Origin of the sequence: Acinetobacter brisouii CIP 110357 (assembly GCF_000488275.1) — a bacterium.
GTDB lineage: Bacteria > Pseudomonadota > Gammaproteobacteria > Pseudomonadales > Moraxellaceae > Acinetobacter > Acinetobacter brisouii.
In genome coordinates this window covers 1,020,800-1,042,893 of the sequence record NZ_KI530762.1, presented here as the reverse complement: position 1 = coordinate 1,042,893, position 22,094 = coordinate 1,020,800, and the positions used below count along the sequence as shown (strand labels likewise).

Sequence of the window (22,094 nt, the reverse complement as noted above, 5' to 3'; positions counted from 1 at the left end):
CTCTCCATTATTATTGCACTACACCACTAAAATCAGGTGACTGAACATCTAAATCATCTCCCCACCAGCGCGTACGATGTTGCTCTCGCTCTGCTTTACGCAAAACTTTCTCTCGATAACCTGGTGCAATCACATCTTGGAAATTATCAAAAAGTAATCGATTCGTCACCAGCTTTGTGTACCAAAGGTTTTGAGCAGGGATTTTGTTTTTCAAAGCCTTATATGCTTCATTTGATGCATTTGTGTCTTTGCCATCGTACCATTGCATCGCATTTCCTACTGTCACGCCTGCCACTGCTTTCACATCCGAACCCAATGGGCCAACCATAAAATCAGAAATTCCGCGTCCTGTTGGGTCTACGCCAGCCTTCACTACGTCGCCTAGCACAGATAATCCACCGCCAGCCACCGCTGAAGCGCTCAAAAACTTCATGGCAACATTAGGGTCTTCACTATCCCACATCGGTTGTGGATTATTACCATTTGCAATCTCTTTAAGCTGTACAACCAAGCCACCTAATAGGGTCATCATTGCAGCAAGAGAAACTGAATACACAACTTTTCCGCGCAATGTCGGCTGTGCCATTGCACGTGAACCGTGACGCATCAAGTAAGCAGTAGGAAAGGACTTGAATTGCAAAATACCCTTAACAATTTCGCCCATTGGTGTTCCCTTCTTCTGTCCTGCACTTGCCCATGTGCGTTCACGTAGCCCTGCTTCGATAACTGCCATACCTTGCTCATCAAGCAAGTGTGCCTGTAGCTGCGTTGCAACCTCATCACGTACCTTTTTAGGGTCGCCAAACGATTTGAGCTTTTCATCTGGAATCTGATAGATAGAGCGTGATGACATAAGCTGATTGCCTTTTGTATCCTCAATCGGATCAGCTAAGCGCATGACTTCCCAAGCACGTTCACTAAGCCCTGTGCCCTTTAATAAATCACGGTCTACCTCATCAAGATCAGCCCATGCTTTATCCCGTGTCAAACGTCCGTATTTATCCATCAACATCTTGGTAAAAGCGGTTTTAGATGCAGCGGTTAAGGCATTCAGTCCACTAATACGCATAACCTGATTCGCAATATTGCTTGATACTCGTGCCAGTACCTCAGATTTTCCTTGTACCGAGGTTAAGCCATCATCTGACCAACGAGCAATAGAACCTAACATTTCCTCAGTTGCCAAGCCCAGGCTACGCGCTTGCTCACGATCTGCTTTGCTGGCAGGGTTAAGTTGATGGATCAGCTCACCAAATACCTGACGATAAGCCATACCATGCACCCACGCAGTTTTTGCAACAGTTGCCTGATCTGCAATAGATGAAATGGTTGTACCGCCTAACATGGCTGCTACGTTCATTGAGCGATAGGCTAAGCCAAGGTTAGCCAAAACCTGAGATTGCGGAGCATTTCCACCGCTAAACTCATCAAACATAACCTGAGCACGGTTTCGAGTTTTTTGGATAGAATTATGATCAATCCCTTTTTCCCAATCCTTTTTCTCTGCTGCATCCATAAGGATACGCATAGCATTTTTAGGATTGCTTCCAAGATTCTCAACCATGGCAATGTCTTTAGATAACCCATTCACATGCGCTTCGATTAGGTCTATAAATGGCATGCCGCCAAATTCAGCCTGATAGTTTAGCCATGCATCTGCATCCTTGAAATGAAGAACGCGGCTTTCAGAATGACGGTTTGTTACTTTTGAAGTTCCCCCACCTGTTGCCTGACGACCAATTTCAGTTTTATTTGCGCCATCACTGGCAATTGTGTCATATGCATAATTAAGCAGGTCTTTAATTTCTTGATCAGAATAAAGCGTTCCATCTTCTTTGACATACTTATTACGATCAATGAGGTTTAAAGACTGATTTACCCATGTTTCCTTGCCTGCTTTGGCAATCTTTTCAAGGTTATGGGTTTGAGGTAACCCCCAATCATCTAGCTTACCAATGTCACCACCTGAACGATTAAAACGCTCTCGCATGGTTTCAAAGACATTCCCCATATTGTCGCTGATCTGTTTTGCTAAAGCATCGCCAGTATCTTGTCCAAAACGCTCACGCACAATGCGTTCGACCAAATCCTTGTCAGTGAATACACTCATTGCCCCTTTAATATTGGTCCATAAGTTTGTGAGCTCACCACGGTAAATTGATGCAATGCCCCGTGATTTTGAATCTAGTGACTGAATGCCAGACATATCACCATAAGGCGCAATCATGCGGTCCACAACATCCATTGCTGATAATGTTGGGTGATCCAGTGCAGCAATGTTTTTATTCTGAGAAAGAATGTCTTGAGCAAGAATCTGTTTCTTGCGTTCCAATTGCCCTTTAATGTCCGCAGCAACTTGCTTGGCTGCCTCAGTTAGCTTTTGGGTTTCGCTTAAACTACGCCAAGTATTAATATCTTTACGCGCAAGGTTACGCATAGCATCACGGATGCGTTGCTCAATAAGCTGTGATTCTTGGGCATTTAGCGAGGTTTTACCGAGTGCTGCGGCAACGGCGGATTTACATTGTTCTTTCATGTTATGCCCCAAATTGTAATGCACAGCTTATCGCTGTTTCTGTTGCCAAAATATCTAAATCAGCCTGTTTGGCTTCTGCTTCAAGCTCTGCCAATCGTTCGCCTAATGTCATTGTGATTTCTTCAACCTCACCTTTTGAATTGGTGCGACTCACTGAAATTTCCTGATCAGGATTTTGATTGATAATGTCTAAAGCTGCTTTCTGTTCAGGTGTATCACCAAATAATGAGCCTTGGCGTGGGTCGCCTTTGGCTTCAATATCATTGATATGATTCTGAATATGGTCGCCAATCGCTTTTGAGCTTCGACTATGATCAGAAAATACATTGAGATAATCACGTGCGCCCGGGCTTAAGCCATCTGGAATAAGCTGATTTTGGTTAAGGTAATCTCGAACAGTTAGACCATTGGCTTTAAGATCATTGAGCTTTTGTGCTGCCTGTGCCAAATCCGCAGCAATACTGTTTTTGTGTCGTCCGCCTTGCTTCACCAAATCATTAAGCTGTGAAAGCTGTGGAGCTACACGCAACAAGGCATTCAAAACCGACTTACTGTTATCGTCCAGATTCTCGGATAGTCGTGTAATCAAATTAGAATCGCCATAAGCATGCTGAGCAATAGCGGATTCAATACGGCGCTTACCATCCTGACTTAAATGACCACTATCAGTCATCATGCTTGAGCGCTCAGATTTTGGAATGTTATTGATAAACTGACGCACATAATCCATAGAGCCATCAAGATTGACAGAACCGTCATTATTAATCTTGAGTAAGGTTGAATCAGGAAGTCGTTGAGAATCGCTGGCAGCGCGTTCTGTCGTACTAAATTGAGATACATCGGACTCATTTGCCAGCTTTGCAAACTGCACTCGATCCGTTTCTGTTAAACGCTTGCGAACCAGGACAGGGTTGTTAATCCCTGAAATATCCCACCCTTTTTCCTTGGCATAGTTTTCAATGTACTTTCGATATTCTTCAGCTCTACCGTTTTCATAAGCCTTTGTAATCGCTAACGTACGCCCATTGCCTGATTCAACAACATTGTCATGCCCAATGATTGGTGCACCATCAGATAGCTTATGAGATTCACCCAAAAGTTCAGGGCGCAAATTATCTGCCATATCCTGAATCTGCTGGATCGATGCAGCACGAGTTCGGTCACGCGGCTGTAGTTCCTGTGGGTATGCTGAATTAACGCCATACATGCGGTCATTCGATGCAATCAGTTCATCTAGGCTTTTAATCTCATACTGCATGTCATAGCTTGAGCCATCCATGCCGTAAGCTGTTGATACGTTTTCACCTGTGGTTCCGTATTTCTTCGCTACATCATTCCAGCGCTGTTGATATTTGGATTTGACTTGTCCAACGGTCATATCTTGAAAGCCATGGCTTCTGGCAATACCTTCAGCAACTTGTCGCGCTGTTTGGGTTTTCGTTGGTTTGGAGAAACGTGTGGCTACATCCACAAAACTTTCACCATCTTTAGCTTTTAAAAAGATTGGCCCACCACCTTCACCAAAGAAATGCATGAAATACACTTCAAGGCCGTTTGGGTCGCGTCCAAATTTATTTTTAAATATTTCAGCATTGTGCTTGTAATAGTTCAGCCCTGCGGTGATCTGGTCATTGCCATTGTTCTTATCCTTTCCACCCATTTTATAGAATGTGCTGTCTAAGGTTTGGAACAGGCCTGTTGCGCTTGAGAGCTTATTTCCGTTCTTGTCTTTTGGTTGAATGCTTGGGTCAAACTTACCGCCAGTTTCAATATGGGAAATAATTACCGCATCAGCTGGATTAATCCCATTATCCTCGGCACGTCTAGCAATTTCCTTTGCCCATAGATTACCTGTATGCAATGCCACAGATGCAGCATTAGCCTTAGGGCGTTGCACATTATTGGGAACATTAACAGGTTGTCCACTTTGAATTTGCGACATAGCACTATCAAGATTTTGGTAATGCTTGTTTTGTACAATTGGGTCGGTAGTTTTTAAAGATGAATTATCAAACTCAACTTCGTTATGCGCCAACAATGTATCTACAGCGGAGTTTTTGGCTTCAATTTGATCAGTGGATAGGCTATGTAATTCCTGATCAACCTGAGAGCTTAAATCCTGTTTAGCTTGCTTGCTGCCAAAGTAACGCGCACCACCGAATAGCAATGAGTTCAAAAGGAAATCAGTAGCCAATCCCTCTTTTGAAAACTGATAGTTTTGTGCTTCTGCAGTATATCCAGCATCTTGCAAAACTTGATGACTGATAGCCTGACCACCCTGCATTATTCCAGTTGCCCCACCTACTGATAAAGCATAATCAGCAAGTGCACCGCCAGTACCCTTAAAGCCATATGACATAGGTAGAGCCGTGGCTATACCATCGACAAGCGCATTCGTGGATGCGACTTTAAGCGCTGTTTTATGGTCAACATGCTTTTGGGTTAAATCCGTGTAGACATAGCTGCCTGTCGTTCCAGCCGTTAAAGTTGCTGCACCACCAACACCACCAAGCGCACCACCTACAAAACCACGCCAACCATAATCACCTAAAGCTAAACCGATCTGCCCTGCTGTGCCTGTGTTTTGACGATCCTCTAGGGCATTGATACCTTCGACAAGGAAAGAATTACGCTGATCAGCACGTTTCTTTTTAAATGAGTCATAGCTTTCGGTAGGCAAACCATCATGCCGCATATCATCTAACGTGTATGCCAGACGATCTTCCAGCGCATAAAACGGTTGATAAAGCACATCCGCAGTCTTTGCAAAACCAACAGCAGCACCACGAAACGGAGCTGTAGCCACGCCATCGAAAAAACCAACCTGTTTGGGTTGATTGGGCGCTTTACCCATACCTTTTGCATTGAGCTGATCAATTTTGGTCTGCTCATCATCGTTTAGTTCATCAATCCAAGTACCCATTAATAGCTACTCCGTTGAATGCGAATACGCCAGATGTGACCGTCTTTCGTCAGTGGATTTCCACGCTCATCGATCAAGTCATATTGAATTTCGTTTTGTGCTGTTCGTTTTGAAGACTGGTATAGGCGATAGCCCTTTAAATCAGCAACAGGAATTTTTGTATAATGCGATACGCCTGCATAGCCTTTCTCGAGTGCCGCTTCAAACTTTGCATCAGTCATGCCCCAAGGCTTGGTAACTTTCCAATCCTTGATTTTGCCATCCATGTAATTTCTAAATTTACCATCTTGGGTATATATTCCACCTGTGGCTAAACTGACCGCTGTATGTGCTGCAGATTTGTTAATTGACTCATCCTTGCCATTATGTAGTTCACCCAAGCTATTAATCGTATCCGCATAAATGGAGCGGAATACGTTGTACATATTGTTGGCTGTTGTACCCGATACAGTTTGCCCAACCTGTTCGTTAAAATAACGATGCAAGTCATCTTCTTTAGGCATGTAAAAGCCTTTGTTTTTGAGCAATTGAGAGCCTGTAACAATTGCGGTTGCAACACTACGACCTTCTGTTGACTTGTAGCCATTCATTTGTGCCAAAGCTGCTGCTGTGTAATTTTGATCACCGCCTGATAACTGACCTAAAACAGCACCCCACAGCTTATTCCCATCGGTCACGCCTTTGGTTTTCTGTATTAATCCACCAATGAAATTCAGCTTTTGAGTAACGCCCATTGCGTTAAATTCGCGTTGTGCATCAGGTAATGCTGCTGGGGAAATTGGCGCGATTTTTACATTGCCATCTTTAGAACGTAATGCGATCTGATTAATACCATTATGCACAACCTTATCAATGAATGAGCTTGGGCTAGTTTTAAGCTCAAGACCTTTAACGTCATAGACTTTTAAGCCATTTTCAGATGCGGCTTGGTTCGGGTCGTTGTTGTAGGTTTTCTTTTTTTGATCATATAAACTTTCGTAAACATTCAATAATTTCTGAGCATCGGCAGGATTACTGGTCTTTGTATCTTTCAATTGAGTTTTGAAATGATTGATTTCAGTGAGCTGATCTGCTGTGCTCATTTTTGTGAAGTTCTGAATTTTCTCGTAATGTGCATAGTAGAAATTGAACTCGCCTTCATTTGGTGTGCCTGATACTGCCTGCCGTGCATTGGCAATATATTTATCATCTAGCGGTAAGCCTGAACGAACCTGTGTTTCAAAATCGTTTAGAATTTTTCCAGATTCAGAAATACGGCGGCGTTCTTCAGCATCATTTTTGTTCTGTATTGAAGTTTTCACAGATAAAACATGTTTGCGAATATCCTGCACCTTGTCTTCAGTCAGGTAAGTTTTATCACCAAGTCCAGTAATTACCTTGTCCAGTGCGGCAATATCTCCATTCGCTGTTGCTGTGGTGATTTCATCCTGTACTTGGTTATATTCCTGAGTGGCTGCGAATTTATTTTTTGCTTCAACTTTTTGCGCTTCTGGAATAATCAAGCGATCAACATAAGCATTGAATTTATCCAAGCCATCTTTACGATCAACAAAACGCCCATAGACTTGTGATGCACGATCCAAGTTGACTTGCTGCATGTTCTCATCAGCACGAATCTGCAACGGCGCAAATGATCCACTGCTCTTGTTGACGTTCTGATCCCAATAGTTCCGCATGTCCTGACGCATGGCCATTGGAATATTGTTTTCCAAACCTTTGTAAATATCATTGGATTTGGTAATCAGCTCATCCTTTGCCTGTTGCGCATTGAGCGATCCATTAGCAACACGGCTTTTAATATCAGCATAAGTATCATTGAACTGTGTCGATAGGGCATTATCAATATCAAGCTGAGCCTTGTCGCTATCATTCTTAAATGAACTTAACTCAACCATTTTATTGGTGACTTCGAGTTGACGTTGCTCCTGGTCTTTTTGCTGATTAATTTGCCCAATGGTATTGGACACATTGCCTAATGCGCCTGCCAACTCATTAATATTGCTTTGAGGTAATTGGGTTGGTTGCACCTGTGGTAATGCATTCCCAAAATCCCCCATTGGAATTCTAGCCATTACTTCCACCCTTTCTGATACGATTTATATGCACTTGCGCCTGCTGAAGCGGTATTTAATGCCCCTGAAAGCGCTGAAGTTGTCGCATTTGCGCCATACTGGCTTGCTGCTGCCTGCAATTTTTGTGATGCGTTATAACCAGTCTGACGTGCCATTTCAGCGTCATACTGACCATACTGTTCGATTGTGTCGTTGATCTTGATTGCTGTGCCTTCATTCACATCAAGACCGTTAGCGGCTGCGGCTGCACGTGCTGCTGATTGCTGTTTTTCTTTTTGCTTGAGAATGCGCTCTGCTTCCAAACGTCCTTGTGCTGCCTGAGCTTCTGCGTCTGCTTTCGCTTGCTCTTGAGCTGTCTTATTTGATGAATATGCCGAATACCCTGTAATTGCAGCACTTGCTACTGCTGCGGCTGCACCAACTGCTACCCATGACATTACTTTATCTCCTTCAGTGAGTGACCAATAGATTCAAGAAACTGTTCAATTTCTTCATCTGGAACAATCACATCACGCTCAATAATTTCTAAATCTGTTTCTTGTGTCGGATGGACTGTTATCCATGTTGTATCTTGATGAAAATACCCAATACGCATTGTGCCTGCGGCTGACTTGATGATTTGCGGTGCTTCAAGGTATTGCAGCCCATTTTCAGTGATGATCGTCAATGCACCTTTAAGCAAAATATTCATGTGCTCAGTACGATGCATTTTGCTCACGCAGAATGTGCCTGCTTTGGCATCCATTTGCCGCATATAAACATTGGGTGCAAAGTGGTGTGTCACTGGAAAATCTGCATGTTCAAGCTCTCCAGCTTGAAGTTTTTCTTCTGTCTGCTGTTTTAGATCACGAACTACATTAACGTAAAGCTTATTGTGCAACTCACCGAGTACATGAGTTAAAAGCCCTGTGTTATCAGGAGAAATTATCTCACTCATGCCTTTAGCTCCAAATCAAGTACAGTGCCATACTCTTTAAATCCAAAGTGCTTATACAGTCGGATGCAACCCTTAGATTCAACCCCCGTTGTGGTACCGCACTGGATACGATCTACACCCATTATGGTTGCCCAATTCACAAAGCCATCAATCAGCAAATATGCTGCACGTGTCTTGCGATATTCAGGTTTAACGTACATGACATAATCGAAGGCAATCTTTTGCCCATTAAACCAATCACTACTGATACCGCCTGCAAATCCACCGCAAATCACAGCGTTTTCTTCAGCAACAAATAGAGCGCCATGCTTGATTAACGACTTAAAATGATCTGCTACCTTGTTGTTGTCATAAGGTCGATCCTGATAGTTTGGCGATTCTTTAATGAACGATTCACCAAACTCAACCAGTATGGGTATGTCCTGCACTGTAGCAACACGCAATTTCATAATTAACGCTCGTTAATTGAGATTTCCATAGCTACAGCTTGCAATCGAAAAGGTAATGGTTTGTTGTGTGTTATCACTAAGGGAACATCGTATAAATCAGAAAAGTTACCACCTTCATGCAAGTATCTACCTGTGAATAACTTGCGCTTGCTCAGTGGATCATTGCTGAATTTAAGCAATTCAAGCTGCTTGCCATTGAATACTGGTGCCAGTGTCTTATAGAAAAAGAATGCCATACGAATGATCTGTGCCTTGTAGATCATTGTGGATGCTGGTGATTGTGATAGTTCAGGCGGGAATAACTGCATCTTACAATCGAATGGTTTACCTAATTGCACAGTGCCAGACTGATCTGTATTGCTAATTTTTAGCGTTGTTCCCGATTTCGTAAATGCAACTGCATAGTAAATTTCACTATCTTCCTGCTTCATTAAATCAAAGCTATCAATGTATGTGATTGGCGATACATCAATAGCGTTATTTACTATTGCAGCGTCACGCTGAGAGTCCATGTTTGCATTAAAACTAACCTCCTCCAGGCATATTGAACCATTACGATTAATCAGCATAAAACACTGATCACTGCCTAGCTTGGTTGGAAGCGAACACATACTTAGTGTTGAACCACCAAAATCATGCTGCGCCCAAGCAACAACCTCCTGATCCCGATTGAATGTGATTGATGCAACTTTCCCATCGCCCATCTTGCACCATACAATTGATTCGGGCTCTTGCTGATACGTGATTTCCTCAATTCCGCCATGCTCCTCGCCAATATGCGAAGCCAAGGTACTGATCTCAGGAGATACCAAGCCATCTACTTCATAACGGTAAGACAATGCACGTAAGCGCTCACCGCCACGCTGAACAAAAAGTAGCTCATTACCAACGCGGCATGGTCGAGTGATTGGATATGCGCCATATGCGGTATGCTCGTTAATTTCCGCCGTGGTTGGTGTTAGTGCTCCATTACTACTCACCATGTATTCACCACCTGAAGTCAGGCAAATAACCCCACGAGTGGCTTCAATAAACAGAATTGAGTTGGATAATCCACTTGCTGAAACAATACTAAAAGCATCTGCATCATCTGTGGTTTCAAGAAAATTTCCATTTTCCCCAACAGCACTAAGCCATATCTTGTTTGGTGCTGCCAATATGTTGGCAAGTGCTAATCGCTGTTTAAAGAACGTAACGCATCGCGGATAACCATTCGTTGCATTAAATGCAGGCGGTGTAATCCCCCATGACCGCTCAACTGCTGCATTTACCGAGTCAAATGCTTTAACAATTTCCCCAGCAACAACTGTTGCGCTGGTAAATTGAGTGACCTTTACAATGCCACCATTGATAGAGATATAACTACCAACATCTGTTGCTAGGAACGTATCAACTGCTGTTGATGTAACTGGTGCCCAATAGGTGCTATTTACTGCTGGTGGTTGATTAGTATTTGCAACCAATGCTTGCCAGTAAACTAAAGAAGAAACAACCACATCACCTTTTATATACGATGTCGCCGATGCCCATTCAGCAACATCTGAAAGCGTAACGGTTATGTTTGTACCGATTGTTTTATCGCTTGGTGTTGCTTTACGAAATGGATAACGCGCAGCATCATCATTAAGTGGTGGATGCGTAAAAATAAACTCTGCTATTTCCCAATTTGTAAAATCGGTGGAAGACCGGAAACGCTGCACAGGAACTTTGCTGTGTGTAAAAAACATGTCATAGCGATATTGTACAAACTGCACATCGGGTATTTGATCGGCTGTGTACGGCGTTGTCAGCGTTGCAACAACTGCATAGGTGCGTGGGTTATAAACAATGAGCTGTAACGGCTTAAATATCAGTAAGTATGAGCTTTCAGACTTCACAACAAATGGAATTAAGCGCAATGCGCCTGCGATGATCTGCCGAAAATAAGTACCTGGTCTTTTCCGCACACCACCCTCAACCAAAGGAATCATGTTGGTTAATTCTTTTGCACCGTTGGCATACTGTTGAATATCAGTACGTGTTGTGAGAACAGGTGACAACTCCCCAGCACTAAAATTGTTTTTTATAACTGTACTTTTCATTGGTAGCGCACCGTAATTAAACTGGCTTCTTCATCACCAAAAAATGAATCATTAGGTCTTTCCTGCCCATTAATTGCCCGCGCCTGCTTCAACAGATTCATCAATTTTTGATAGGCGCTATCGCCTTCTGCTTGGCTGCCAGTAATTGGTTTTGCAATTTTGGAGCACATATAAAGCGCCATAGCTTCAGCGAGTAAGGCATCCCACGTCTGTTCATTTTTATTGTCATAGATGTACACCAGTTGAATTGAATCTGTATTTGCTAAAATGTGATTATTTTCAATATCGAAGTCCTTAGTCCCTGCATTAAGCAAACGAATAAAATCGCTTGGCATTGGGAATGCGTTTTGATAACCAAATGTTGGGTGTGCTGTTGTTGGTGACAAGACTTCACGCTTTTTACAGCATGACCATGGGTGCATGCGGATCAATGATTTACGTGTCTGGTCATAAATTGCTGCACAGCGCCGAGCGTTATCATCCTCATCATCAAAGCTGGTGATTGATGATGCACCGCACATATTCAACGCTTCATTGCAGATACTCACTTTTGTAGTGCTCATAAAAAAACCTCAGCCATTTTGGTTATGGTGGCTGAGGTTTTGTGTAGTTTGGTTGAGTGTTTATTTCACAATGCTTAGACCTAACTCGCTCAAAGCAGCTTCCCAATTCTGCCGAGCATCACCATCAAGTACAGCACGTTCGTACAGTTTTGACATTGATGCCTGATATTGAGCTGGAATATCCATAGCTTTAAATGCCGCATAGTCGTCAGGCTTCCACTGTGAATGACATGCCCAGAATACTGCACCCGAGCTATCTTGCAGTTTGACTGAGATGTTGTTTGGGCCACAGCCACACAGTTCTGCAAAATCGTTTACGTCTTGCAGGTTCTCATCTGGAATTATGTTTACGTCTGAAAGATTAGCTTCATCCATTACACACCTGCCAATTTATTGAAGATTTGCGTTACCAGTGACGTTTCGTATGCAGTTAGCGCACGGTTAATCACGATCAGACCACAATGACTTGTTGAATCGTTGTACGGCGTTGGAATGGTTTGATTTGTGAGAATCTGACAGCCCACGTTTGGAATAGCTCGAATGACTGTGCAGCCTGTTAATTGCGCTGGTAGTGTCGTTGTGAGCTTGTCGTCAATGCCGTCATATTGGATACGGCGCGGTGTGTTTTGTAAGAGTGGGCGGTAGGATGATGTTGGTTGTGATGCGTGGTTACCATTCAATAATTTACAAGTTAGATTTGTGATTGAACCATTAAAAAGAGTGTCACATGTAACACCAAAATTAACATTACCTGTTACAGCAAATAGTATTACTTTTCTATGTCCATTTGCACCGCTAAGCGTACCAGCTACTGTAGTGCCACCTGTAAAACAAGCTGCAATATTTCCAGAACTTGTATTAGATACATCAAATTCTATTTGATATGCTCTACCAGTAGTAACAGAAACTGGCTGAGTTAATGTAGATGGTGTGCCACTTGTATGAGTAGCAAATCCATTGGCAATAGACCACCCAGTGCCTTTACTCCAGCTTGTATCTGTTGTAAATCCACCATTAGTTACCAACTCACTACCTAACACCAACCCCTTACTCTTATCCAGCACCAACCCCAACGTCTGTCCCGCACCCGTTAATGCCGTAGTCCCTGCTGCATCTTGGAAAAGTATCGAATAATCATCAAGGGTTTGCGTGAAACCCTGTTCTGAGTTGGCGAATAGTTGTTTGATAATTCGATCTAAATTAATCATTCCACCAATGATCGTTGTATTTTTTGACCAGAACTGTGAGCCGCCGAAAATCTTTGTATTTTTACCTTTGATCATACATGCCTCAAGTCACAATAACAGTTCCTGTTGTGCCTAAATCCTGCCAAGCCCATATAGCGCCTTTACCTTCAATATAGACATCTGAATCAAGATGAAATATTGATAAGTCTGTTGGCTGTGAAGTTGATGCAACCCACTTAAATTTATACTTGTGGCTCTGAATTCTTACTCCAGATGTACCACTAGATACTTGCTGTGGCGTTGTAGTTAAGACAACTGCTGCTGTAGCCATAAAAAAACCTCCTCCATTTTTTTAAAGTATGAAGAAGGTTTCATGTTAGTAGGTTGGGTAAAAATCCCTGCCATTACTGGAATAGCAGGGAAACTGGTTAGACGATATAGTCGATTTTCACAACTTTTTTCTCATTCGCACGACCTGCACCATAGGATGCAATGCCGCCAATCTGCTTCACGTTTTTCTTGTCTGGACGTGTTGCAATATCGAAGTCTTGAATTGAGTTACGACCATAATGCACAGCACCTTTGGCAAATGCGTAAGTGGTCTGAGTGGTTACACCAGTATTTGTAACTGATGCAAGTTCTTCATACGGAAGCCAAATAAACCCAGCCCATTTTTTTGCAATATCACCATCTTGGATTGCCTGAATGGTTTGAATATCCCACTTGGTCAATTCAGTATCAATCAGGATTTGTTCCAAAATATCAGCGTTATAGATCATATATAACGGCAAGTTGTCCGCATGGTTTTGACGGAACAATTTACGAGCACGAACAATTTTTGCTTTGTTCATTGGTGCAGATGATGCGCCAATTTGCTGAGCTGCTGGCAAAGCTGTTGCGGTGTAAGTTTCACCATCAACAATTTTTCGCTGAATTGATGCACCCAATGCGTTATAGATAATGCGGTCACGCTGACGCATTTCTGCTGCTAAACACGCCTGCATATATTTATCAGTCGGGTTTGCTGCAAGTTTTGGTAAATCACGCGGCTCGATTGGTACGAACAAGTCATAATCAGCCATCAATGCCAAACGTGTTCCACTATCAGGAACAGACCAAACGGTATCCCCGAAACGACTACCTGAAGCCTGCATTTCTACAGAACCCAAGTCATTGATCGTAAAAGATGCGCCGCTAATTGCACCGCGATCCTCTACCCCCATTTGCAAAGCTGATTGCGTTTGCTGACACTGTACTTCAAAAGTGTCATGAAACTGGCGCTTAAACCCTGCTGTGATCATTGCGCCATTGGTTGCCATATCTTGAGCCATAACTCAATCACTCCTTATTCTTGATACTGTTTCGCGTACCACTGGCTGACCTGTGTTGTTACACGTGAATGATCAGGGTGTTTTGGATTGCTATACGCTTCACTACGCATTAATTGTTGAATATCTTCTCCACCACTTGGTTGTGTATTTTGAAGTGATGAATCCTCGCCAAGTTGCTTACCGAAGTGAGCCAAAACCTTGATGACAGCGGGGTTATTGCCCACCGTTGGGTTGTTAATATCGTCAGGTGAAAGACCAGCCGCCTGTGCTGCTTTCATTGCCAAACCAAGATTGGCTTGGGTTTCTGCACCCCATTCTGCTTGCAGTGTTTCTTTGCATGTATCAGTTTGGAGTTGTGACATTTGCTCCATGACACTTGGAATGATTTGGTTGTACTCACCCAGTACAAACTTCATCTGATCATTGGTGATGCCTGCTTCTGCTGCACGTTCAAGAAACGCCTTGTTCTCGTCAATGGCCTTAAACTCATCAAAGTTAAAACCTTCAATGTCTGCCACGGCGTAACTATCTGCCGTGATCGGCTCAGGTGTAGCAGTTTGGGTTGTTGTCTGTTGACTACCTTCGGTCTGAGTTTGTTCTACTGCCTGACCACCCAATAGGCTTGTATCTGCACCTGGTGCGGTTTGAGTGGTTTCAGTTGTAGTCGCTGTTTGTTCTGGTGTTGTTTGCTCAGTTGTCATCAATCGTTACCTCAGATTTATCTTGTTTAGTTTCAGTTGCTTTGCTGACCTGAATTAAAATGTGATCAACAACAAATTTCTTTCCAGCCTTAAAGCACGTCTCACGGTCTGCATCATGTCCACCGCGAACATACGTTGCACCGCCAAAAATATTGACCAGATCATCCATCACATCACGCCCAATAGGGTGCGCTTCAAATAACTGGTAATAGTCCATAGGTGTTGGCTTGCGTGGGTATCGATTGCGGATTGCCTTGTCTTGCACTTCGGCATCACTAATTTGATTGATAGCTTCATTGGTTTTATTGGCTGCTTCTTGGGCAACCTTTAATTTCTTCTCTGTATGCATCCATCCAAGTGATGCAATGAGAGCCAATAAAGCAAAAGCCATAATGAAAAAAATCACTGCATCACCTCGCTTGCCATTCCGCCAATATCGTCCATAGCGCTTGGGTCTTTGGTTAAAGTATTTTCAAGTCCTTTAGCTGCTGCACCCGTCACTGCCTGTGCTGCCTGCTGCTGCATGGCTTGTTGCTGTTGTTCCTGCATGGCTTTCTGACGCTCATCACGTAACTGCTGAACTTCTTCATCTGTACGCATGATTGACTGCGGTACACCACGACCTTTGCCGACTACGTTTGCCGCTGCATCAAAATTCACGACATCAAGAACGGTTTTATCTACTCCTGCCATATTTGCCAGTGATGCAATGAACTGCTCAGTTGCTACCACCTCATTTAGGCGCTGAGAGCGCGCCATAGGCGAAATAAACTTGAATGATAGGTTTGCACCCCAAAGCTCTTTTGGTGGCTGTCCAAGCGCACCAGAACGCAAAGCAAGACCAAAACAACGATCTAAAAGCGGCAATAAGAATTCAGATTGCAAACGTCCATACAATGGCCCAAGCATCTGCCGAATGATTTCGACACGTGTATTGATCTCGGTTGCTGTCATCTGCTTCTGTCCCACTGGCGGCAATGAATCAGCCATGAGCTTCTTACGAATGCCGTTTTGCAATGTGTTCAGCAAGTATTCCGAGATTTGGAAATTCACCCCATCATCAAGGCGTTTCATTGAATCAATGCTGTTAGCCACAATGACTTTGCGTGGACCTACTTTCACGGTGTACGGATTTAAAACCCCGTCATCTTCGGCAATCCACATGCCACAAATCTGCATATCTGCTGCACGTAAGGTTTGACGCATCAATTCATTACAGGTTTTTGCATCTGGCAAAGCCACTGACATTTGACCGTTGCCATAGACAGAATTAGGCAGACGGCGCAATCGTGGTACCGAACACGGAAATTCCTGATAGCCTGACTCTTTCATCATGATTTTGTTACTTACATCAATATGATAAGAAGCAAATGGCATATCGGTATTAAGCTGTCCTGCGCCTTTGGTTTTGCGTGGCTGAATGACATGCAGCACTTTAAAACGGCGGTCAGGCTCTACAGTTGCGGCATTAACAACGTCCGTGCTGCACTTACTTTCACCGTATGTATTGACCATCGCCAAAGCTGTCATTTCATGTTCTCGGTAAATCGTATCAATCAACCCATTCGGGTGACTTGATGCAATCCAGCAGCTACCAATCGACCATGACTCAAACACATAACCACCGCCCTCCTTGTGGTTAATGTCCGTGTATAAGATTCCCCAGCCTGCAACAGAAACATCGGTGATGGTTTCAAATGCTTCACTGTCAAAATTGGCTGCATGAATATTGCGCCACATGAATTGACAGACTTCTTCAAGCCAGCGTTCACCATCGGTTATATGTGAAATATCATCCATGCCATCAGGTGTGGCTTGAAACCAAATGGTATTTGCAGGCGTTACACCTGACATGATCATTGATACAAGTAACTGGATCGACTCTGCTGCTGTAGAATCGACCAGTTCCGCACGTTCCTGCTCACGCTGCGATTTTTGGCTTTGAGTTGTAGAAAATGATTGTTGGCGCTCAGGTGCGCCGTACTTGTAACAATCACTCCAATGCGACTCATAAATAGAACGGCTTAGCTTCATCTGTCCAAGCCGTGAACATAATTGCTGAGCCAAATCCATATTAACCACCGCCTAATGTTGTTTTAGCGCCACTGGTAGCTGCATTGCTTGTATCTGCTGCACTTGCAAGCAAACTTCCCTGCTTTGCACTATTGCGTAAAGCCTTCTTCTTGTTTGCTTCTGCGGCTGCTTTATCGGCTGCTGCTTGAGCTTCTGCTTCAGGATCGGTTTTAGCTACTTTTCCACCACACATTGCGATTACTCCATTACATGACCTTTTGCTGGATCAAACTTGAAACGCGGTGGCTTAGTGATTTTTAAGCCCGCTTCTGCTGCAAGTGCATCAAGCTTGTTTTCAATGCGTTTCTGACCATCCAGAATTGCAACAGCCCAAGCAGGCATAAAGTCTTCTGTTTCGCCTGAATGAGACACCTGTTCACCAACCATTGGTTCGTTTTCTTGCTCAGTGGCAACAGGTTCTTTCGCTTCTTCGGTTGGTTCTTCTGTTGCGCCTGGTGTGCGTACTGTACGTGCCATAAAAAAGCCCTACTCGGTTGAATAGGGCTAGTGTTTGATATTTAAGATTGTGGTTTGTTGGGTGATTAATCAAAACTCAAACCGATCTGCTCTGCAAAAGTATCAAGTGTCACATGTAGCTGCTCGGTTGCTACTTCTGCGCGTGTTGGGTGTGGATAGAAGTAAATCTGATTGCGTGGAATACCAAGCCCAAGCTGACCGATTTCATAGTGATAATCTAATTCACCAATACGCGGCACACGATCAACTTTGGTTTGATCTCTCCACAGCTCAATGAATTGTTCGCCGTGTTCAAAGAATGGTTTTGATCCAGTTGCCCATGCTGAAACAGTGCTGCTGTTTTTCACATCAAGCACAAAAGCGATTTTTTCATGAGACCAACCAAGGTTACGCAAGTCCAGAATCATGCGAGGAAAATCAGGACGGCGGTATTTACGTTTTTTCTTAATAAAATCTTTGGCTTGCTCTTTTGCTGAGACAAAACGCGCGCGCGCGCGAGGAGACTCAAAAAGCACAGTATTATCAACACTTAAATCCTGATTCATCACATATGCTCCCATTATTCTAATTCACTCACTATCAATCGAATTAAACCGCCTTTGACGATGTTTCCACGTTTCACAACAAGTACATCGAACTGCTCATCGTCAACACATAAGCCGCACTTCACCAAGCTATCGATAGTCGCTTTCAGGTAATTATCAATGTCCCGACACTGACGATCAGGGAAATGAAAAGTCACTTCTAATTTGAGTCTTTCTTTTGTTTGATGGGCTGGAACAATGACGCGCACAAGATCATGAAAATCTCGTGCACGGTCACTTAAAAAACGGCGCTTACCACTGGTTACCCAATAATGATTTACTGACGGTGGAATCATTCCAATTTCACAACTTAAAATAATTTCTGAATTACGCTCTAAATCCTCCGTATTCGCTTTTTTTAGCTTCGCATGTATGGCAGCTTCACTTTTCTGTTTTTGTTGATCTAGCGCCAAATGGCGCTTGATTCCGTGGCGTTTTAAATGCTCTTGTAGCTGTTGTTCAGTCATTCGCATTTATAACCACCCCAAAGCATGATTTGTGCTGTAACCAGATGCCCCTGCCAAAAGGCAGAAGGCAATTAAAAGGATCATAAAAATTAGAAAGTCGCGTGGGGTCATAGTCGATGCCCCGCTTTAAATTCTTCATCGGAGGCATGTCTCAAATAGAATGGACTTGCATTAAAACCAAGAATCAATAGATCATTTCCACTGACCTGATTTATAGGACAAACATGAATAGTTGTTGGAGCATGAACAGCCAAAACCCTATGTAGAGATTTTGATAAGTCGGGCTTATTGATCAAAACCACTTGATCATTAACCTCATAAATCACATGCTCACGGCGGTATTTAAGAAGCTCTTTCTCCAACATCCACATTTCTTTAGATGCCCACATGTATGTTTTAATCCAATTTAATTCTTCTTTAGCCTTCTCATACCCACCCAATTGTTCGATTAAGCTCACGCCGCCACCCCCTTTCTATTCCGCGCTTCAGCCACAGATGCGCTCATAATCTGACGCATGACTTTCTGCCCGTTGTTGTTCTTCGGTTTCTTAACTCTTGGTTTCGACTCTGCCTTAGGCTTAGGCTGCAAATGTCTAGCCTGCTCAGCAAACACAGCCGCGAAATGCGGTTGAAATTGCTGATATTCATGCACTCGCATAAACCCACGATTTGCAATCAGTGAAACCGTAGTTGCATTGATTCTCGCAAGTGTTGCCATGAACTTCATTGCGCCAGTGAATGCACGTGCCGCTTCAACAAATTCCTGATACTGCTCATCGGTTGCCATTGCAGGTTTTTCACGTACGATAATGATTTCCTTAGGTCGATTTAATCTCGGAAACTTCTGCTGAAGCACCACATCAAGCTCAGCTTTCAAACTGTGATGCTCATTATTGCGATAAGCGTTAAGCACAGACTTCACGATGCAAAGCTCATAAGGAGGACGGCGTTTAATTTCAGCCAGTGTTTTAAGCGCTTCTTTGATTTGTTCTGAAATGTAGATCATGCTGCCCCCTGGTATTTGCTTTCATGGCTGAAATTGGCACGTACAAGTGCTTCTGATAATTGCGGTGGAACTGAATTACCAACCATGCGACCTTGCTCAGTTTTGGTTAGCTTTATCGTGTTTCCATGCTCATCAATGCCGTAACTGAAGATGTATGTACTTGGAAAACCTTGTGCTTTGAACAATTCGACTGGCTGGAACATACGCATGCCAATATCAACAATTTGATGTAGCACGCCTTTTACGGTCACTAAACCAAATCGATCTTTGGTTGGAATCGTTCTAAGCGGAGTAGCCAAGCTATTGCCGTCTTTCTCGTTTCCATAAAATGCTGTTAAGAATGCATATACCGCTGCAAAATGCCCGCCGCCCGCAGTGATGGTATGCAGCGGATCTTGGACTGATTGACCAACACAATCTTTTCTCAGCTTGATCAGGGTTGCTGCTACCAGTGCGTTATGGTCTTTTGCGGTAATGGTGTGGATTGGCTCTTTTACATCACTTCCAGTGGCACCCGTGTAATGCTTGGCTAAAAATGCAGTAACCAAAGCATGATGACCACCTTTCACCTGAGCACATATAGTCCGAAGCGGCTCATTTGCTGACATGCAACGCGGAGTTGATGTATTCGCAATTTCAGTCATTACTGGTGCAATGTGTTGATTATCAACACCAACAATGAATGGCTCAGGATTATTGATGACAAAACGAACTAAACCATTTGCCAAACGGCGCGATGTAGCATCCACAAGTGGTTTTGATCGCTCAAAGATACTTGGGCATGGGATAGACCAATCAATGCATTCTGCCGCTGTGCGCCATGGTTTCAACTTGCCTTTTTTAACTTCCAAGCTCTCAGGCTTCCCATGAGTTGCTTTAGGCCAAACAATTGGCAATCCATCACGTCGAGCAACCAGAAAAAATCGTTTACGTGTAGTTGGTGCACCGAAGTCACATGCTACAAGCACACGCCATTCAACCTGATAACCCTGATAGCGTAGCGCCTTAACAAAACTTCTGAAGGTTTCGCCTTTGTGTTTTGGACATGGACGACCATCCTCAGCAGCACGGCCCCAAGTTTTAAACTCCTCGACATTCTCAAGCATGATGACGCGAGGTCGTGTTTTCGCCGCCCAGCGTAATGCTACCCAAGCAAGACCGCGAATTTTCTTTTCAACCGGTTTGCCACCTTTCGCTTTTGAGAAATGCTTGCAGTCAGGAGAAAGCCAAACAAGACCAACAGGTTGATTGCCAGTCACTTCAATTGGATCAACATCCCAGACAGACTCACAATAGTGTTTTGTGTCAGGATGATTAGCTCGATGCATCGCCAAGGCTTTTGGATCATGGTTAATTGCAACATCAACAGGTCGACCGAAAGCAGCCTCAAGACCTGTGCTAGTACCGCCACCGCCTGCAAAGTTATCGATGATCAATTCATGTGGGAAAAGGTTTAAATTCATGTTCATACCCCACCCACTCCGCTACCAATTCGAGCATCAGCCCAATTACACTCGACCAGTGTTAATCCATCATGTTGAAAACGAGACCACAAACGATCACCCAAACTTTGCTGCAATTGCTCTTTCGTCCAGTTGGAAATAATCATGGTTGATTTCTTCGCGTCATAGCGTGCATAGAGCACTTTGTGGACGAGTTGCAGCAGTTTTTCATGCTGATCATGCAATCCGTACTCATCAATGATCAGGAAGTCGTACTCTGTATAGCGATAGATTGCGCTGGCTTCGCTGTCATCGGCTTTTTTCCATGCGTCCGCTATGTCGGTAGCCATTTGCTCAGAAGTGACGTATCTCGCGAATTTACGAGCATCTAGCACATTACGGGCAATGGCGCATGCAAGATGGGTTTTCCCTGTTCCAGTTCGCCCAACCATGATCAGGTTTGCCACTGATCCTGAATTGATTAATTTTGCGAATTTGAGACAGGTTTCTTTTGCGTATTGCTGACCGTGGTTATTCACGGCGTAATTCTTGAATCCGCATTCAGCATGGCGCTCAGGAAGTTTTGCCCCTGCAAAGTGGTTTTTACGAACCATTTCGTTGACAGCAGCGTCATGCTCGATATTGCCTTGCTTTACAAGTTCAATCGCACATGCCTTGCATTGGGCTGTTGGGCCAAACTTGATCATTTCGGTTTTGTGGATCGGGCAAATTTGTGCTGCTTGCACAGTCTTGAATTGATCAAAGGAAGTCATGGCGTTCATAGATACCCCTCTGTGTCGATGTCACTTGCAGGGGCATATTGCTTAGGCTCACCCCATACATCGTTGACGTTGCGGGAATTTGGTTTGGGTGCTGACTTTGAGCTATTGAAATTCACACCGCGTTTCACCCACTTCACAAAGTTTGAGTACATTTGGTTTTCAGATAACAACCCCATGCGGTACTTCGATTCGTAGTACGGATTGAATTCAAGTAGAACTTGCTCGATCAGGTTTTCAGTCAAAGCCATTTCACCTGAACGGCGTAACCAAGCGTTCAAATCATTGGTATTTGGTTGCCAGATTTGCAGGATGGATTCAGGAGAATTTGCGCTCTCACTTTCTTTAAAGTTTTCTTTAGAATTTTCTTTCTGAATACTTTCTTTCTTTGTATGCCCTTTTTCGGCATGGGTGTTATGCCCTTTTTCGGCATGGGTGTTATGCCCTTTTTCGGCATGGGTGTTATGCCCTTTTTCGGCATGGGTG

Annotated in this window: 23 protein-coding genes and 1 pseudogene; all 24 read right to left on the bottom strand. The window is 43.6% G+C overall.

Annotated elements, in window-relative coordinates; all coding sequences use genetic code 11:
- Positions 1-10: 10 nt before the first annotated feature.
- Positions 11-2,536, bottom strand: coding sequence for a hypothetical protein (locus P255_RS04875; RefSeq protein ID WP_004900998.1), 2,526 nt, complete (start codon positions 2,534-2,536; stop codon positions 11-13).
- 1 nt (position 2,537) lies between these two features.
- Positions 2,538-5,459 (bottom strand): hypothetical protein, encoded by a 2,922-nt coding sequence (locus P255_RS04870; RefSeq protein ID WP_004900996.1) that lies wholly within the window; start codon positions 5,457-5,459, stop codon positions 2,538-2,540.
- Positions 5,459-7,531 carry a TrbJ/VirB5 family protein gene (locus tag P255_RS04865; RefSeq protein WP_004900995.1) on the bottom strand — a complete coding sequence of 691 codons (2,073 nt, stop codon included), beginning with the start codon at positions 7,529-7,531 and terminating at the stop codon, positions 5,459-5,461. Before P255_RS04865 ends, P255_RS04870 begins: the two co-directional genes overlap by 1 nt.
- Positions 7,531-7,968 (bottom strand): hypothetical protein, encoded by a 438-nt coding sequence (locus P255_RS04860; RefSeq protein WP_004900992.1) that lies wholly within the window; start codon positions 7,966-7,968, stop codon positions 7,531-7,533. The genes P255_RS04865 and P255_RS04860 overlap by 1 nt, the downstream gene beginning before the upstream one ends.
- A complete protein-coding gene (locus tag P255_RS04855; protein ID WP_004900990.1) occupies positions 7,968-8,468 on the bottom strand; it encodes a hypothetical protein in 501 nt (166 codons plus the stop codon). Before P255_RS04855 ends, P255_RS04860 begins: the two co-directional genes overlap by 1 nt.
- On the bottom strand, positions 8,465-8,917 hold the full coding sequence (locus P255_RS04850; protein ID WP_004900987.1) for a GNAT family N-acetyltransferase: 453 nt from the start codon (positions 8,915-8,917) through the stop codon (positions 8,465-8,467). The genes P255_RS04855 and P255_RS04850 overlap by 4 nt, the downstream gene beginning before the upstream one ends.
- 2 nt (positions 8,918-8,919) lie before the next feature.
- Complete coding sequence (locus P255_RS04845; protein ID WP_004900985.1) at positions 8,920-10,998, bottom strand: phage tail protein; 2,079 nt, start codon at positions 10,996-10,998, stop codon at positions 8,920-8,922.
- Entirely contained in the window at positions 10,995-11,561 is a 567-nt protein-coding gene (locus tag P255_RS04840) for a phage connector family protein (RefSeq protein WP_004900983.1), read from the bottom strand. The genes P255_RS04845 and P255_RS04840 overlap by 4 nt, the downstream gene beginning before the upstream one ends.
- Positions 11,562-11,621: 60 nt before the next feature.
- The gene (locus tag P255_RS04835; protein ID WP_004900982.1) at positions 11,622-11,936 is read right to left on the bottom strand and encodes a hypothetical protein; all 315 of its coding nucleotides are present in this window, start codon (positions 11,934-11,936) and stop codon (positions 11,622-11,624) included.
- A complete protein-coding gene (locus P255_RS04830; RefSeq protein ID WP_004900980.1) occupies positions 11,936-12,844 on the bottom strand; it encodes a hypothetical protein in 909 nt (302 codons plus the stop codon). The genes P255_RS04835 and P255_RS04830 overlap by 1 nt, the downstream gene beginning before the upstream one ends.
- Positions 12,845-12,851: 7 nt before the next feature.
- Complete coding sequence (locus P255_RS04825; protein WP_004900975.1) at positions 12,852-13,079, bottom strand: hypothetical protein; 228 nt, start codon at positions 13,077-13,079, stop codon at positions 12,852-12,854.
- 97 nt (positions 13,080-13,176) lie between these two features.
- The gene (locus P255_RS04820) at positions 13,177-14,079 is read right to left on the bottom strand and encodes a phage capsid protein (RefSeq protein WP_004900974.1); all 903 of its coding nucleotides are present in this window, start codon (positions 14,077-14,079) and stop codon (positions 13,177-13,179) included.
- Positions 14,080-14,093: 14 nt separating this feature from the next.
- Positions 14,094-14,780, bottom strand: coding sequence for a hypothetical protein (locus P255_RS04815; RefSeq protein WP_004900972.1), 687 nt, complete (start codon positions 14,778-14,780; stop codon positions 14,094-14,096).
- Positions 14,770-15,171 carry a hypothetical protein gene (locus P255_RS04810; protein ID WP_228127508.1) on the bottom strand — a complete coding sequence of 134 codons (402 nt, stop codon included), beginning with the start codon at positions 15,169-15,171 and terminating at the stop codon, positions 14,770-14,772. Before P255_RS04810 ends, P255_RS04815 begins: the two co-directional genes overlap by 11 nt.
- Positions 15,172-15,182: 11 nt before the next feature.
- Positions 15,183-16,853 carry a portal protein gene (locus P255_RS04805; RefSeq protein WP_004900969.1) on the bottom strand — a complete coding sequence of 557 codons (1,671 nt, stop codon included), beginning with the start codon at positions 16,851-16,853 and terminating at the stop codon, positions 15,183-15,185.
- Between the two features lies 1 nt (position 16,854).
- Positions 16,855-17,046 (bottom strand): hypothetical protein, encoded by a 192-nt coding sequence (locus tag P255_RS04800; protein ID WP_004900966.1) that lies wholly within the window; start codon positions 17,044-17,046, stop codon positions 16,855-16,857.
- A 5-nt stretch (positions 17,047-17,051) separates the two neighbouring features.
- The gene (locus P255_RS04795) at positions 17,052-17,330 is read right to left on the bottom strand and encodes a hypothetical protein (protein ID WP_004900964.1); all 279 of its coding nucleotides are present in this window, start codon (positions 17,328-17,330) and stop codon (positions 17,052-17,054) included.
- 65 nt (positions 17,331-17,395) lie between these two features.
- The gene (locus P255_RS04790) at positions 17,396-17,875 is read right to left on the bottom strand and encodes a hypothetical protein (protein WP_004900960.1); all 480 of its coding nucleotides are present in this window, start codon (positions 17,873-17,875) and stop codon (positions 17,396-17,398) included.
- Between the two features lie 14 nt (positions 17,876-17,889).
- Entirely contained in the window at positions 17,890-18,387 is a 498-nt protein-coding gene (locus P255_RS04785) for a RusA family crossover junction endodeoxyribonuclease (protein ID WP_004900957.1), read from the bottom strand.
- Between the two features lie 101 nt (positions 18,388-18,488).
- The gene (locus P255_RS04780; RefSeq protein WP_004900956.1) at positions 18,489-18,839 is read right to left on the bottom strand and encodes a hypothetical protein; all 351 of its coding nucleotides are present in this window, start codon (positions 18,837-18,839) and stop codon (positions 18,489-18,491) included.
- On the bottom strand, positions 18,836-19,387 hold the full coding sequence (locus P255_RS04775; protein WP_004900953.1) for a hypothetical protein: 552 nt from the start codon (positions 19,385-19,387) through the stop codon (positions 18,836-18,838). Before P255_RS04775 ends, P255_RS04780 begins: the two co-directional genes overlap by 4 nt.
- The gene (locus tag P255_RS04770) at positions 19,384-20,850 is read right to left on the bottom strand and encodes a DNA cytosine methyltransferase (RefSeq protein ID WP_370664286.1); all 1,467 of its coding nucleotides are present in this window, start codon (positions 20,848-20,850) and stop codon (positions 19,384-19,386) included. Before P255_RS04770 ends, P255_RS04775 begins: the two co-directional genes overlap by 4 nt.
- A 2-nt stretch (positions 20,851-20,852) precedes the next feature.
- Positions 20,853-21,611 carry an ATP-binding protein gene (locus tag P255_RS04765; protein ID WP_004903984.1) on the bottom strand — a complete coding sequence of 253 codons (759 nt, stop codon included), beginning with the start codon at positions 21,609-21,611 and terminating at the stop codon, positions 20,853-20,855.
- Positions 21,608-22,094: pseudogene (locus P255_RS15450) on the bottom strand (replication protein); the annotation flags it as partial. The gene P255_RS04765 and the pseudogene P255_RS15450, both read right to left, overlap by 4 nt.